10 protein-coding genes are annotated in these 15102 nt (G+C 35.8%); 6 read left to right on the forward strand and 4 right to left on the reverse strand.

Annotation, left to right across the window (positions count from 1 at the left end):
- Position 1: 1 nt before the first annotated feature.
- On the reverse strand, positions 2 to 1465 hold the full coding sequence (gene gnd / locus NMU02_RS08605) for a decarboxylating NADP(+)-dependent phosphogluconate dehydrogenase (RefSeq protein ID WP_255027405.1): 1464 nt from the start codon (positions 1463 to 1465) through the stop codon (positions 2 to 4).
- 338 nt (positions 1466 to 1803) lie between these two features.
- Here gnd and NMU02_RS08610 point away from each other — a divergent pair, with 338 nt between their 5' ends.
- On the forward strand, positions 1804 to 3306 hold the full coding sequence (locus NMU02_RS08610; protein WP_255027406.1) for a potassium/proton antiporter: 1503 nt from the start codon (positions 1804 to 1806) through the stop codon (positions 3304 to 3306).
- A gap of 6 nt (positions 3307 to 3312) precedes the next feature.
- Here NMU02_RS08610 and NMU02_RS08615 read toward each other — a convergent pair whose 3' ends face one another.
- Both NMU02_RS08615 and NMU02_RS08620 read right to left on the reverse strand, forming a co-directional pair.
- Positions 3313 to 3759 carry a GNAT family N-acetyltransferase gene (locus NMU02_RS08615; protein WP_255027407.1) on the reverse strand — a complete coding sequence of 149 codons (447 nt, stop codon included), beginning with the start codon at positions 3757 to 3759 and terminating at the stop codon, positions 3313 to 3315.
- 12 nt (positions 3760 to 3771) lie between these two features.
- Positions 3772 to 4482, reverse strand: coding sequence for a tRNA1(Val) (adenine(37)-N6)-methyltransferase (locus NMU02_RS08620; protein ID WP_255027409.1), 711 nt, complete (start codon positions 4480 to 4482; stop codon positions 3772 to 3774).
- A 167-nt stretch (positions 4483 to 4649) separates the two neighbouring features.
- On the opposite strand from NMU02_RS08620, the gene lon reads away from it, so the two are divergent.
- From lon to NMU02_RS08645, 5 genes are all read left to right on the forward strand, one after another.
- A complete protein-coding gene (lon, locus tag NMU02_RS08625) occupies positions 4650 to 7106 on the forward strand; it encodes an endopeptidase La (RefSeq protein ID WP_255027411.1) in 2457 nt (818 codons plus the stop codon).
- A gap of 294 nt (positions 7107 to 7400) precedes the next feature.
- A complete protein-coding gene (gene prfA, locus NMU02_RS08630; protein WP_255027413.1) occupies positions 7401 to 8486 on the forward strand; it encodes a peptide chain release factor 1 in 1086 nt (361 codons plus the stop codon).
- Positions 8487 to 8516: 30 nt separating this feature from the next.
- On the forward strand, positions 8517 to 9350 hold the full coding sequence (gene pyrF, locus NMU02_RS08635; RefSeq protein ID WP_255027414.1) for an orotidine-5'-phosphate decarboxylase: 834 nt from the start codon (positions 8517 to 8519) through the stop codon (positions 9348 to 9350).
- Positions 9351 to 9457: 107 nt separating this feature from the next.
- A complete protein-coding gene (locus NMU02_RS08640; protein ID WP_255027415.1) occupies positions 9458 to 10723 on the forward strand; it encodes a phosphoglycerate kinase in 1266 nt (421 codons plus the stop codon).
- Positions 10724 to 10964: 241 nt separating this feature from the next.
- The gene (locus NMU02_RS08645) at positions 10965 to 11969 is read left to right on the forward strand and encodes a hypothetical protein (protein WP_255027416.1); all 1005 of its coding nucleotides are present in this window, start codon (positions 10965 to 10967) and stop codon (positions 11967 to 11969) included.
- Between the two features lie 79 nt (positions 11970 to 12048).
- Here the strand turns inward: NMU02_RS08645 and NMU02_RS08650 are convergent, their stop codons facing one another.
- On the reverse strand, positions 12049 to 15048 hold the full coding sequence (locus tag NMU02_RS08650; protein ID WP_255027417.1) for an AsmA family protein: 3000 nt from the start codon (positions 15046 to 15048) through the stop codon (positions 12049 to 12051).
- Between the last annotated feature and the right edge of the window lie 54 nt (positions 15049 to 15102).

The following is a 15102-nucleotide window of genomic DNA, read 5'->3' on the forward strand; positions in this document are numbered from 1 at the left end:
TTTAAACATTATAACTACCCGACGTCGTTTTTTCTCCAGTTCCTTTCCAATCGGTATGATAAAAAATCCCTCTCGGAGCATCGTTTCGTTCATATGTATGAGCCCCGAAATAATCTCTCTGAGCCTGAATGAGATTTGCAGTCGAATGCAATGTCTTCAGTCCATCGAAATACGAAATGGAAGCCATTGTACAAGGCATCGCAATTCCCTTCATTACACCTTCTGAAACCACATGACGCCAATCAGATTCAAGCTTTTTTATCGTGCGTACGAAAAAAGAATCGAATAATAAATTTTCAAGATCAACATTCGACCGGTACGCTTTAGTTACTTCACCTAAAAAATGGGAACGTATAATACAGCCCTTTCGCCATATCATAGCGATCGTTCCATAATCGAGATGCCAATCATATCTATCCGATGCTTGTTTTAATAATGTAAACCCTTGTGCATAAGATACAAGTTTTGCTGCATACAATGCATTCTTAACGGCTTCGCTTTCTACAAGTTTTCCACTCCATTTCACCCCAGGAATTCCAGGATATAAACGGGAAGCAATCTCTCGAGCAACAACATGATCAGACAATACACGAGCATATACTGCTTCGGTTATCAATGTCAAAGGATTATTTTCTTCTATAGCTGCTTCGACACTCCATTTTCCTGTACCTTTCTGCCCGGCAACATCCAGAATGCGATCGATTAAATAATTTCCATCGGTATCTTTGTATTTTAATATTTCCGCTGTTATCTCGATCAAATAACTATTTAATTCTCCTTTGTTCCAGTCATCGAAAATTGCAGAAATACGATCGTTTTCATCGCCATACATACTCTTTAACAATGCATAAACCTCCGCAATAATTTGCATATCTGCATATTCGATTCCATTGTGAACCATTTTCACAAAATGCCCCGATCCTCCTGGTCCTATCCACTGACAACAAGGTGTACCATCATCGAGTTTTGCCGCAATATCCTGCAACATATTTTTTATTACCGGCCAAGCTTCAGCTGCTCCACCCGGCATGATCGAAGGTCCGTTCAATGCTCCTTCCGCACCACCGGAAACTCCCGCTCCAACATATAATACTCCGAACTTTTCCATTTCGACAACTCGACGTGCAGTATCTAAAAAATAAGAATTACCACCATCAATCACGACATCCCCGGGATCGAGCAAAGGAGATAACTGGTGTAAAACATCATCGACTGGAAAACCGGCTTTTATCATCATTATTATTTTTCTCGGGCGATCTATAGACCGAACTAAATCTTCTAACGAATCAGTCCCTACAAAATTTCCACCCTTTCCCCTGGAAATAAGAAAATTACCTACAACATTTTTATCCGACTCGGTCTCACGGTTATATAATGCTACCATATATCCTTTGCTCTCGAGGTTAAGAGCCAGATTCTCGCCCATAACAGCTAATCCGATCATTCCAACATCCGCCATTCTCATAAAATAATTTTTTAATTATAAACCAAGACCATCTTGTTTTTGTTCGTATAATCAAATGACATCGAACATCTGCAGTACCTCCAAAATGTATTTCAGAAGTATTACCTACTAGGGAAAAAAGAAACATATAATGATGATTTTTTTGAACCATCGAAACTTTATAAGTAAAAATGCAATTAAAATATTTAATATGATTATTAATTGATTAATATTTAAAAACATTCATAAATACAATAAACATTATAATAATTGAAAAATGATTTTTACTAAATAAAGATTAAACCACATTGAAACTGTTTTATTTTAATGTAATTTTATATCGGAAAAATTGAATTCTTATGATTTTAAATGCAGAAAATATACTTTTTATAGGATCTATATTACTATTTATCAGTGTCATTATCGGTAAGACCGGATTCAGATTCGGAATGCCGGCACTACTTCTCTTCCTGGGTGTAGGTATGCTTTTTGGAAACGATGGTTTAGGAATACAATTTTATAATCCTAAAGAAGCACAGTTTATAGGTGTAATGGCATTAAGCATAATCTTGTTTTCTGGTGGTATGGATACAAAATACAAAGAAATAAAACCGGTTTTAGGACCAGGAATCGTACTGGCAACTTTCGGGGTTTTATTAACGACATTCATTACCGGATACTTTATTTATTTTATAACCGGCTTCCTTAGAGATTATGTTACCCTTTCGTTGACAGAATCGATGTTATTAGCCGCAGTTATGTCCTCAACCGATTCCGCTTCGGTATTCTCAATATTACGTTCTAAAGGTTTAGGTCTGAAAGAAAGACTACGTCCGGTACTCGAACTCGAAAGCGGAAGTAACGACCCTATGGCTTATATGCTTACAATTCTATTAATTCAGATTATTCAAGTCGGCGATGTTAATTTCGTACAATCTGGAACCATGCTTCTCATACAATTGACTGTAGGAGGACTACTCGGCTATTTTTTGGGAAGATTGACCGTATGGCTCTTCAACCGATTAAACATAGAAAATGAATCATTATATTCTGTACTTTTACTTGCCTTAGTATTCTTTATTTTTTCATTTACCGACCTGCTAAAAGGCAATGGATATTTAGCAGTATATATCTCGGGACTTGTTGTAGGTAACCACAAAATGGTACATAAAAGAAGTCTTACGACATTTTTTGACGGGCTTTCATGGCTTTTTCAAATTGTAATGTTCCTCACACTGGGACTACTGGTCAACCCGAGCGAATTACTTCCAGTCGCCGGAATCGGTCTTCTTATCGGAATTTTTATGATACTTTTCTCCCGCCCCATATCGGTCGTCTTATGCCTGCTTCCATTCAGACATTTCAGCAAACGGGCACGTGCTTACATCTCCTGGGTAGGATTAAGAGGGGCCGTTCCGATTATTTTTGCTACCTATCCACTTATTTCAGGAGTCGAAAACTCCCGGTTTATATTCAATATAGTATTCTTTATTACAATTATTTCCCTACTCGTACAAGGCACCACAGTAAGCGCTATGGCTCGCTGGTTACACTTGGCTAAAGCCCCCGATGCAAAAAAGAATTTTGATGTTGCGTTACCGGATGAAATAAAAACCGCAATGTCCGAAATTACAGTAAATGATAGTATTTTATCTCACGGTAATAAATTAATGGATCTCACATTACCCGACAATACACTTGTAGTAATGGTGAAAAGAGGTGAACATTTTTTTGTACCCAAAGGCCATACTCATTTACAAATAGATGATAAATTACTTTTTATTACCGACAATGACGAAGAACTGAAAAATACGTATAAAAGTTTAGGTATCAATGACTATCTAATGGAAAAGAACCAATAATTTTTTTCAATGATAAATTAAATGTAAAATAGGAAAAGGTTTACCCGAGCTATCGTTATCATCTCTTGATTGCAATACAAAACCCATACGATCATAAAAAGCAACAGCTTGTTCATTTTGTTCGTTTACGTCAACTTTATTACATTTTAACTTACAAACGGCATATTTCACAAGCTCACGCCCCAATCCCATACCTCTTTTATCTGGATCGACAAATAGCATTTCAATATTATTACCATCAACTCCTAAAAACGCCAATATACGATTATCCGAGTTTTTAATTCCCCATAGTCGCACATTTTGTAAATAACCATTTTCAAGCATACTTTTATAAAAAACGATATCATCCTCCGACAAAAAAAAGTGAGTTGCACGTACCGACTTTTCCCAAAGGGATATAATTTCCTCATAATCGCAACTTGTAAAATACGTTATGCTATAATTCTTAATCATTAGTTCGTTAATTTAAAATTTTAGATAAAAATCCCGTAACAAAGTTATAAATTCCGATGTATAAATACCAGGATCCGACTCAATAATTATTTCATCATAATGACAGACTCCTATTCCTCTTTTCCATTCGGTAAGCATTCTTTTTACAGGAAGGTCTGACCGTCCTCTCACCGAAGTAATTTTTAACGGGAAATAATCAAAACCAGCTGCAATTTCAATCACATGTTCGAGTATGTCTGCTGGAAATATGAGAAAAATACTGCCGTTTTCGTGTAGAATGGCCGAAATACCTTTAAAAAGTGAATAATAGTTTAAAGTTGTAGTATGCCTGGCATACTTTCTCGCTAAAGTCGGAGGTAACAAAGAATTTACAAAATAAGGAGGATTCGAAATTACACAATCATATTTTGATTCAGTATATGAAGTAAACACACAGAAATCTTCACATATAATCTTTATTCTCTCTTTCCATTCGCTCATATATACATTTTCAGCTGCCTGCAATGCTGCTTCCCGATCGATTTCGATACCGGTAATGCAAGCTTCAGATCGCTGTGCTGCCATTAACGACAAGATACCGCACCCACACCCTATATCGAGAATTTCACCCGTTTTTGGGAAATGACACCAAGCTCCCAATAAAGCCGAATCGGTACTTACTTTCATCGCACAACGATCCTGATTTATTGTAAAACGTTTAAATTTAAAAAAAGGATTACCCATTCTTGAATCGATTTAAGTTACAAATAAACAAAAAAATAATAATAATTTCGGTTATAGGCTACTATTGATTAACTTTGGCACGCACATTGCATAAACAAAAAAGACCTATTAGGAATAGAGGATTTGTTATAACTCAAGTATTAACTGACAAATTGACAACTTTATATATGAAAAATTTCTTTAATGACAATAATCCATTAAATGATAATGAAGAAAATGAAACGACCATTATGCCGATATTCACTGAAATAGAGGGAAGTCCTAACATAGAATGTAGTGGAGTTTCTGAAACAGACTTACCGATATTGCCATTACGGAATATGGTAATGTACCCCGGCGTTGCTTTACCGGTTTCAGTAGGTCGCCCGCAATCGTTACAACTCATAAAGGATGCGTACGAACACAAACGATTTATTGGAGTCGTGTGCCAAAAAGATATGTCTATAGAAAATCCGGAATACGGAGATCTGTATGAGATAGGAAGTATTGCCGAAATCGTTAAGATACTGGAAATGCCCGATTCTAGTTCTACGGTCATTTTACAAGGAAAGAAACGCTTTCATCTCGATAATCTGACCTCTTTAGCTCCTTATCTGAAAGGAAATATTACCATTCTTGATGAAGAGGTACCAGAAGAAAATGACAAAGAATTCGAGGCTTTAATTTCAGCTCTGAAAGATCTTACATTCAGAATTCTAAAAACATTAGGCGAACCCACCCGTGAACTTGGATTTGCGTTACGAAACATTCAGAATAATCACTATTTAGTGAATTTTCTTTGTTCGAATATTCCTATGGATTCACACCAAAAACAAGAACTTCTGAATATCGGTTCTTTAAAACAAAGAGCATTCAGCCTTTACGCTTCATTAAGTAAAGAAGCGCAGCTAATCGAAATAAAAGCCGATATACAATCGAAAACTCGCGAAGATATAAACCAGCAACAACGTGAACATTTTTTACAACAACAAATAAAAACGATTCAAGACGAGTTAGGCGGGAGTGTACAAGAACAAGATATTCAAGAATTACGGAAAAAAGCTGAAAACAAGAAATGGAACGAAACCATAGCGACAACTTTCGAAAAAGAAATTCGTAAATTAGAAAGACTACACCCTCAGTCTCCCGATTTTTCGGTTCAATACAATTATCTTGAAACTTTTGTCGATTTGCCCTGGGGAGAATATACTAAAGATAATTTTAATCTGAAACATGCTCAAAAACAACTCGATAAAGATCATTACGGACTCGAAAAAGTAAAAGAGCGCATTATAGAACACCTTGCCGTTTTAAAACTGAGAGGTGATTTAAAATCTCCTATTATTTGTCTATACGGACCTCCCGGAGTAGGTAAAACATCTTTAGGAAAATCGATTGCCGAAGCATTAAAAAGAAAATACATTCGTGTTTCTTTAGGAGGATTACACGATGAAGCCGAGATAAGAGGACATCGTCGTACCTACATTGGATCCATGCCGGGACGTATAATACAAGGTCTGATTAAAGCCGGATCTTCTAATCCAGTTTTTGTTCTGGATGAAATAGATAAAATAGGAAATGATTTTAAAGGAGATCCAGCATCAGCTTTGCTCGAAGTTTTAGATCCCGAACAGAACAACGCATTCCATGACAACTATCTGGATATAGATTTCGACCTTTCAAGAGTTCTTTTTATAGCAACAGCCAACAACCTGAATACAATTTCTCAACCGTTGCTTGACAGAATGGAATTAATAGATATAAGCGGATATATACAAGAAGAAAAAGTAGAAATTGCACGAAGACATCTCGTTCCCAAACAGCTTAATGAACATGGCTTAAAAAAAGAAGACCTCGAAATTCCTAAGAAAACGATGGATATCATTGTTGAGTCATATACGAGAGAATCGGGAGTAAGGGAACTTGATAAGAGAATCGCACAAATAATGCGTAAAGCTGCCCGCAAAAAAGCAACAGAGAAAAAATTCCGTCATACACTTCAAATATCCGACTTGCATGAATATCTGGGCCCAGCCGAATATACACGGGATAAATATGAAGGAAACGATTATGCTGGAGTAGTTACCGGACTGGCTTGGACAGCTGTCGGAGGAGAAATATTATTTGTAGAATCGAGCCTAAGCAAAAGTAAAAACGAAAAGCTTACTATAACCGGAAATTTGGGCGATGTCATGAAAGAATCGGCCGTCATTGCAATGCAATATATTCGATCGCACGCCTCACTTTTTAATATCGACGATGATATTTTTGAAAAATGGAGTGTGCACATCCATGTTCCCGAAGGAGCGATTCCCAAAGACGGTCCGTCGGCCGGCATAACAATGGCTACCTCTATAGCATCATCATTTACACAGCGTAAAGTGAAACCCCATCTCGCAATGACAGGTGAAATCACATTAAGAGGACGTGTTCTTCCGGTAGGTGGTATTAAAGAGAAAATATTGGCTGCCAAAAGAGCCAATATCAAAGAAATCATTCTTTCAGAAGAAAACAAAAAAGATATCGAAGAAATAAAAGACATTTATCTTCAGGGGCTTACATTTCATTATGTAAATACAATTAAAGAAGTACTCGATATTGCATTATTGAATGAAAAAGTAAAAGATGCCATTAAGTTAGATTAAAATAAACATAAAGAATAAAAAGCGGATAATCTTACTATTGATTTATCCGCTTTTTTATTTTTATACAACTATAAACATTAAAAAAACAAAAACATGCTTTTTTTCTGAACCGTTACCCGATAATATGTGTTTACTAATTGCTACTACTCAATAAATAGTCTGTATCCGATAATCAGCATGTGAATGCCCAGTTTGAGGATTACGGACTATTTTATTTATCTCTTATTTACTACCTTATATTACTCATTTTTTAGGTCATATTTTTGTATATTTGCACATCGAAAAGAGAAAAAAATGAGCGAAAATACATTAATAGAAAAATTAGACGGTTTATCTTTACGTTTCAAAGAAGTTGGAACACTTATTACAGATCCGGCTGTAATTGCCGATATGAAACGATTTGTGAAACTTACCAAAGAATATCGCGATCTTGAAAAAATAACAAAAGCCAGAAATAAATATAAATCATTACTGGATAACATAGAAGAGGCTCGAATTATATTAGAATCTGAAGACGATGCAGAAATGCGGGAAATGGCAAAAGAAGAACTCGATAAGAGCCAATCTCTCCTACCTTCACTCGAAGAAGAAATTAAATTATTACTTGTCCCTGCAGACCCTCAAGACGGGAAAAATGCCATTATGGAAATAAGAGGTGGAACCGGAGGAGATGAAGCTGCCATTTTTGCCGGAGACTTATTCAGAATGTACTCTAAATTCTGTGAAAATAAGGGCTGGAAAGTAGAAGTTACCAGCTTTAGCGAAGGTACTGCCGGGGGATTTAAAGAAATAATTTTTACAGTTAGCGGAGAAAACGTATACGGTATTTTAAAATACGAATCGGGAGTACACCGGGTACAAAGAGTTCCGGCAACAGAAACTCAAGGCAGAGTACATACCTCGGCGGCATCGGTTGCTGTTTTACCTGAGGCAGAAGAATTCGATGTGGAAATTAATGAAAAAGATATTCGTACCGATATATTCTGTGCATCTGGACATGGAGGCCAATCGGTAAATACTACTTATTCAGCAATACGTCTAGTGCATATTCCTACCGGTATAACTGTACAATGCCAGGATGAAAAATCTCAAATCAAGAATAAAGCAAAGGCAATGGTAGAATTGCGCACACGCATTTACAATATGGAATACCAAAAATACCTCGACGAGATTGCAGGAAAAAGAAAAACAATGGTTTCCACAGGAGACCGATCAGCAAAAATACGTACTTATAATTACCCGCAAGGCCGCATTACCGATCATAGAATTAATTATACAATTTATAACTTAGCGGCCTTTATGGACGGTGATTTACAGGATTGCATCGACCACTTGATTATTGCAGAAAATGCCGAACGATTAAAAGAGAGCGAATTATAACCTATAATAACAGGATTAAAGAATATACTTATGAACAGACAAGAACTTTTTGAAAACATTAAACGGAAAAAATCATTTTTATGTGTTGGTCTGGATACTGATATAAAAAAAATACCTTCCCATTTATTGAATGAAGAAGACCCTGTTTTTGCTTTTAATAAAGCGATCATAGACGCAACGGCTGATATGTGTGTAGCTTATAAACCCAATTTAGCTTTTTACGAAAGTCTCGGAATAAAAGGATGGGCTGCTTTTGAAAAGACTGTTAAATACATAAAAGAAAACTATCCCGACCAATTTATCATAGCAGACGCTAAACGCGGTGATATAGGTAACACTTCAGAGATGTATGCCCGTAGTTTTTTCGAACATCTCGGTATAGATTCTGTAACAGTTGCACCTTATATGGGAGAAGATAGTATAAAACCATTTCTTGTATATCCGGGGAAATGGGTAATTGTTCTTGGCCTTACTTCAAACAAAGGATCACAGGATTTTCAGTTTGCTGTTGACAATCAAGGTGAAAGACTATTTGAAAGAGTAATGCGCATTTCACAAAAATGGGCAAACAAAGACCAACTGATGTTCGTCGTAGGAGCAACGCAAGGAAAACTATTTGCCGATGTACGAAAAATAGTTCCTGATCATTTCCTGCTTGTACCGGGAATCGGAGCACAAGGAGGAAGTTTGCAAGAAGTCGTTGACTATGGGATGAATGCCCAATGTGGTTTACTGGTTAATTCTTCCCGTCAAATAATATACGCTTCTAAGGATACATCTTTTGCTAAAGCCGCCCGAGAACAAACATCAACCGTTCAGCAAGAAATGGAAAAGTTACTAAAATCTCGAAAACTTATCGGATAACAAAGAGATGTTTTTATAATACAAACAACCCTTAATCGTAACAGTTGTTTGATTTATTTCTTAAATTTGCAAACGTATAAAAGATCACTTTCTAAAATTTATTTTATATGCAAACACTTGACAGTTTTAATTTTGCCGGAAAAAAGGCATTTGTACGTGTCGATTTTAATGTTCCTTTGGATGAGAACTTTAATATCACCGATGATACTCGTATGGTAAAAGCTTTACCCACACTGAAAAAAATAATTGCAGACGGCGGTAGCGTTATTATCGGTTCTCATTTGGGACGCCCTAAAAAAGGTCCGGAAGATAAATTTTCTCTAAAACATATTGTAGGTCACCTTTCGGAATTATTGGGTCAACCGGTTAAATTTGTTGATGACTGCATAGGTCCTAAAGTGGAAGCAGCTGTCGCCGATCTAAAACCCGGTGAAGCTCTGTTACTCGAAAATCTCCGCTTTTATGCAGAAGAAGAAGGCAAGCCCAGAGGTTTGGCCGAAGATGCGACTGATGGAGAAAAAGCAGCAGCTAAGAAAGCTGTAAAAGCTAGCCAAAAGGAATTTACAAAAGCTCTTGCAAATCTTGCTGAGGTATATGTTAACGACGCATTCGGTACAGCTCACCGTGCTCATGCATCTACGGCTCTTATGGCTGAATATTTTTCATGTGATAATAAAATGTTCGGTTATCTGATGCAGAAAGAAGTAGAAGCCGTTGAAAAAGTCATGAATGACATCAAACGTCCTTTTACAGCTATAATGGGAGGTTCAAAAGTATCTTCAAAAATAGAAATCATTGAGAACCTTCTCACGAAAGTCGACAATTTAATTATTGCCGGTGGTATGACTTATACCTTTACAAAGGCTTTAGGTGGAAAAATCGGAGATTCGATCTGTGAAGACGACAAGCTCGATCTGGCTCTCGATCTGATAAAAAAAGCAAAAGAAAATAATGTAAATTTAATTCTGGCTGTAGATGCAAAAATAGCCGATAAATTCGCAAATGACGCCAATACACAATTTGTAGATGTTGATAAAATACCCGACGGCTGGGAAGGTCTTGATATAGGTCCTAAAAGCGAAAAACTTTTTGCAGATGTGATTAAAAATTCGAAAACAATTTTATGGAACGGCCCCACAGGTGTATTTGAATTTGAAAACTTCACATCAGGTTCAAGAGCTGTAGGTGAAGCAATTGTCGAAGCTACCAAAAACGGAGCATTCTCCCTTGTAGGAGGTGGTGATTCTGTAGCTTGTGTAAACAAATTCGGTTTAGCAAGCGGTGTTTCTTATGTATCGACCGGGGGGGGTGCCTTACTCGAAGCTATCGAAGGCAAAGTATTACCGGGAATAGCAGCTATTAAAAATTGCTAATCGATTTAAAACAAAATAGTTCATAAAAAAACCGGAGAATAAATTCTCCGGTTTTTTTATGAACTATTATTTCCTGAGATTTCAAAATAACTCCGCTTTTTATAAATAATGAATTAAAATAAAAGAAATCTTTGTATCAGACAATTTTAATTTGTAAATTTGTATACAGGTGTCGAAAAGTATAAAATATTTTCATCATCATTTTATGCTAAAGAGTATTCATTAAAAAATTCATACGATTATGAAAAAGGCGGCGTTTTTCTCTCTCCTAATTTTAACCATGAATTCTTGTATTAATTCTCCGGAGGTATCTGAAAAAACAATAAAACCGGAAAAATTTATAAATACAGAACCATATTCTGTTAATGTTAAGTCTGATTATGTTACAAAAGTATCGATAAACGGAGTTCTACTTGCAGAAGTTATAACACCTACTTCGATTATGATCCCTAAAGGTACACAACCTACCGAAGAGTATATTCCTAAATCGGAATATCCGAATATGATAACAGAAAACAAATCGAAACTATATCAGGTCGTTTGCTTTGAGGATTCAAGATCGGGCGATTACGATTATAACGATCTTGTCATACATGTAAAATACCAAAGGCAAGGAAATATTTTCGGATTTGGAGTACAACCTATTGCATTAGGCTCTACAAAAGATATACGTTTAGGATGCACAGTATATTGTGGAAATACACAAATTTTTGATGGACTTCTTTCTGAAAATACTGTAAGAGTCCAATTATTTAAAGGAATTGACGGTATTATTAATACATTTGATCCCCAAATCAAACCGGTTGAGCAAATACATAAATACTTTTTAGGTTCTACCATACGAAATTGGGATATTTCAAAATTTGGATCGGGAATTCCGAATGTCGAATGGTATATACTAGTTGATGGAAATACAAAATTATACGCATTATCAACATCACATCTTAATCAATCTTTCAATAAAGAAGGGATACCGTACGGAATTGTAATCACCTGTACTGGAGTAAGTTATACTGATAAAGGATTAGAATGCGGATTCGATTGGTTTAACTATCCCAAAGAAACAGTACACATTAAGGATGTTTATCCCGACATATGGAAATGGCTATCTACCGATGCAACATTTGATTTTTCCGATTTTTACAGCAAAGACAATATACCTGAAAACGCTCTCGCCGCTTCGGATCTAGGTTTATTCATATCAGACGAAGTGAACGTATGCGACAGTAAATTCAGAGTGGAATAACAAAACAGAATAAAATATATAATAAAACGCCTGTTACTCTTAGAGAACAGGCGTTTTAAATAATATAAAGTTATAAAAATTATTGAGTCATTCTTCTAAAGTGATCTATGATCATTCGCCCCATATTCATCCGCGTACTATCGATTTCTCTAATTTGAGCCGGTGATACCAAATTTTTATACTTAGCTCTTGTTATACGGAATTTTACCTTATCGATATTACCGTAAATATCTACACCGGCCTTAAACGGTAACGGAGATTTCAAAATAGACACATGATAGTTAAACGTCATATCCAGTTTCTGTTCCCCGCCTACAGCGGCTTTATAACGGTCGATTTCCACTAAGAACGGATATACTTTTACATTCCCTTTATCTACTGTAATATTTACCGAAATACTATCAAAAAGATTCTGTTTTTTGTTTTTAAACATCAGCAACTTCGACAACTTTCTAAAAGTATCTCCATCCAGTAATACCAAACTATCTCCCTTTACATATATTGCCGATCTTAAAGATGGTATATGCACATTCATTACAGAGTCGAGCTCTGCTTCAGCTGCAATATTAAAATCTACCAGCCCTTTAAAAGACCTCAACATAGGAACAATCGTATCAAGCTCGGGTATAAAATATACTAACTTTCCTATATTGATATTCTTTATATTAAAATCAAAACCTGTATAAGCATTTTCCCGATCGGTAGCCTTATATAATAAATGAGTACTCATATTTGCATCTAAAGCTCTCATGCTTAAATTCTTAAGATGCACTGCACGATCTTTTACCTCAATAAGACCGTTTACTTTCTCAAATACCATCTTATTATAGAGGGCCTTTTTTACCTTAGTATGCAGCACCAACTCCAAATTGTCAGGTATTATGAAAAGATGAAGATTATCCGAAGCCTGCTCCTCTTCTTCCCCCTCCTTTATTTCGTCCTCAAACGTCATAGAATCGTCATCGATATCGGTAGAGGTCATAATATCAGGAGATAATGCCGATAGTATCTGATTACAATTTATCATATCCGATGTTATATCGAGATTAGCCATTAAAATTCCTTTTCCTGTCATCGCTTTAAGCAGATTACGGACAGATCCGCTTGCAAGAAGATTCGATTCACCTATTCTCATACGAGCACTGTTAAGAGCAATTGTGTGACGTTCCATCGTCAATCGTGTATTGCCCATATAAATCGGTAGGCTCAAAGCATCTGTTATCATTTTCAAACGTCTGAAACCGATCACACCGGAAGGTATCCATAATGAATCCTTATTTTGTCGCAATGTAATATTAAATCCGGCTTTATCCATACCCATTTTATTTTTACCGGCTTTCATAAATAAAGAATCAGTCTCGAAAATGAAATTAAATATAGGCTTTTTCTTATCCTTTTTTGAAGGTTTTACATTAATTTTCAGATCGGTAAGTCCACTAAATACTCTTATACTATCCCCCAATGACCCTTTCAGTTTTTTCAGCGATATATTCCCTTTCATAGGAATGATTCCTGTAGTATCGGGAATCCCATTCAGAGAAACACCGGCAGAAAAATCTGCCATATCAATCTTTATACGAGGGCTCGTCATCAATATATTCTGTATCGAAGCTGATGTTTCAAGAGTTTTATTACCTTTGAATAACACTGAGGCATCTGCCCTAAAATCGAACTTATGCAAAGTGTCTTTGAGAAGAACATTTTTCATATTAACTTCCCCTTGAGCAAATAAACGGCCAATATCCTTATTCTTTAACGAAGACAAATGACCTTTAAAATGCAAATCGGCAAAAAGCTCACCTCCGATACTTACTCCGGCACTCAATGGAAATATTTTTGAAAGACCATTGAAATCGATCTTTGATTTAGTATTAAATGTTATAAAAGGATCACCCAATAGATCGCTTACTTTACCATCAGCAAGAATGTCGGTTTGTGCACCACGGAAACGAAATATTTTTAAAGTTGCATAAGATTGTTTCTTACGCATCATATCTACAAAGAAATCAAAATCGGCACTAAGATTATCGATCCCATAAGGCATACCTTTATATTTTCCGGAAGCATCCTTAATCTTCACGTTCAAAGTAACTTCAGGAATTTGATCTTTTCCGTATATCCCCTTTATATTTCCTGAAAATTCAACTGACCCGTTCGCCTTCAAACCGTCTTTTTTTACAACTGAGGCCGGAATCATTTCTAATAATGTCTCTACAGAAGGCACCGCAAGTTCATAGTTCAAATCTACTGCCAACGTATTATTTACCGTATCTCGTTGAGCACTGCCATTTGTTTTAAAAGAAAGATTATTTACATTTACAAACGCATCCTTGACTTCATATTTATTGTTTTCCGAATCTACCGATATATCACCAGAAAAGCCCAACGACAAACGCCGTGCAAGCAATTCTCCATTTTGCCAAAATATGAGGTTATTACAATTAGTTTTTATTGCCAATTTTGAAATTCGGGAAGTCAATGACGCCTTCAATTTTAAATTAAGGCTATCGATACTTGTATATATACCATTACTTCTGTCATCAAAAACTAATGATATATTTTCAAATTCCACTTTTCTTATTTGTATGGATCCATTAAATTGAGCATTAGAAGTTGAAGTATCTGTTACTGCCGTATCCGGTTTTATTATATTCCAGTTAGCCTTTCCATCCGGTGCAACATAAGCATATATTCCCGCATTTTTAAACATTAAACGGTTAAGAATAAACTCGTTTTTAAAAAAATAACGCATCGGATTAACCGCAATCTCGCAACGACCGAAATGGATCAAAGAATCACGCTTCTGAGGAATTACAGAATCTGATAAAAGGGTTTGTATAGAACCATCTGACAATTGAAGTTCGAAACGAGGAAAAGAAGAAAAGAAAGTCAATTCAACTTTTTTGATATCTACTTTTGCATTTAACATTTTATTTGAAACCTCGACAACAACCGGAGTCAACTTTTCGGGAGTAAAAATAAAATGTAAAGCAAATGCAATAATCCCCGATAAAATAAGGAATATACTAAGTAAAGAAATAAAAGTTATTTTGATGGTCCTTTTTATTCTTTTGTTCATTTTCATAGTTTTAAAATCATTATTCGAACAAAGATAAGAATTTATAGAAGTACA

Origin of the sequence: Coprobacter tertius (assembly GCF_024330105.1) — a bacterium.
Taxonomy (GTDB): Bacteria; Bacteroidota; Bacteroidia; order Bacteroidales; family Coprobacteraceae; genus Coprobacter; species Coprobacter tertius.

Excerpts from the sequence above, each read along its gene's own strand:
- gnd (WP_255027405.1), bottom strand. The coding sequence starts at position 1,465 with ATGAGAATGGCGGATGTTGGAATGATCGGATTAGCTGTTATGGGCGAG.
- NMU02_RS08610 (WP_255027406.1), top strand. The coding sequence starts at position 1,804 with ATGATTTTAAATGCAGAAAATATACTTTTTATAGGATCTATATTACTA.
- NMU02_RS08615 (WP_255027407.1), bottom strand. The coding sequence starts at position 3,759 with ATGATTAAGAATTATAGCATAACGTATTTTACAAGTTGCGATTATGAG.
- NMU02_RS08620 (WP_255027409.1), bottom strand. The coding sequence starts at position 4,482 with ATGGGTAATCCTTTTTTTAAATTTAAACGTTTTACAATAAATCAGGAT.
- lon (WP_255027411.1), top strand. The coding sequence starts at position 4,650 with ATGAAAAATTTCTTTAATGACAATAATCCATTAAATGATAATGAAGAA.
- prfA (WP_255027413.1), top strand. The coding sequence starts at position 7,401 with ATGAGCGAAAATACATTAATAGAAAAATTAGACGGTTTATCTTTACGT.
- pyrF (WP_255027414.1), top strand. The coding sequence starts at position 8,517 with ATGAACAGACAAGAACTTTTTGAAAACATTAAACGGAAAAAATCATTT.
- NMU02_RS08640 (WP_255027415.1), top strand. The coding sequence starts at position 9,458 with ATGCAAACACTTGACAGTTTTAATTTTGCCGGAAAAAAGGCATTTGTA.
- NMU02_RS08645 (WP_255027416.1), top strand. The coding sequence starts at position 10,965 with ATGAAAAAGGCGGCGTTTTTCTCTCTCCTAATTTTAACCATGAATTCT.
- NMU02_RS08650 (WP_255027417.1), bottom strand. The coding sequence starts at position 15,048 with ATGAACAAAAGAATAAAAAGGACCATCAAAATAACTTTTATTTCTTTA.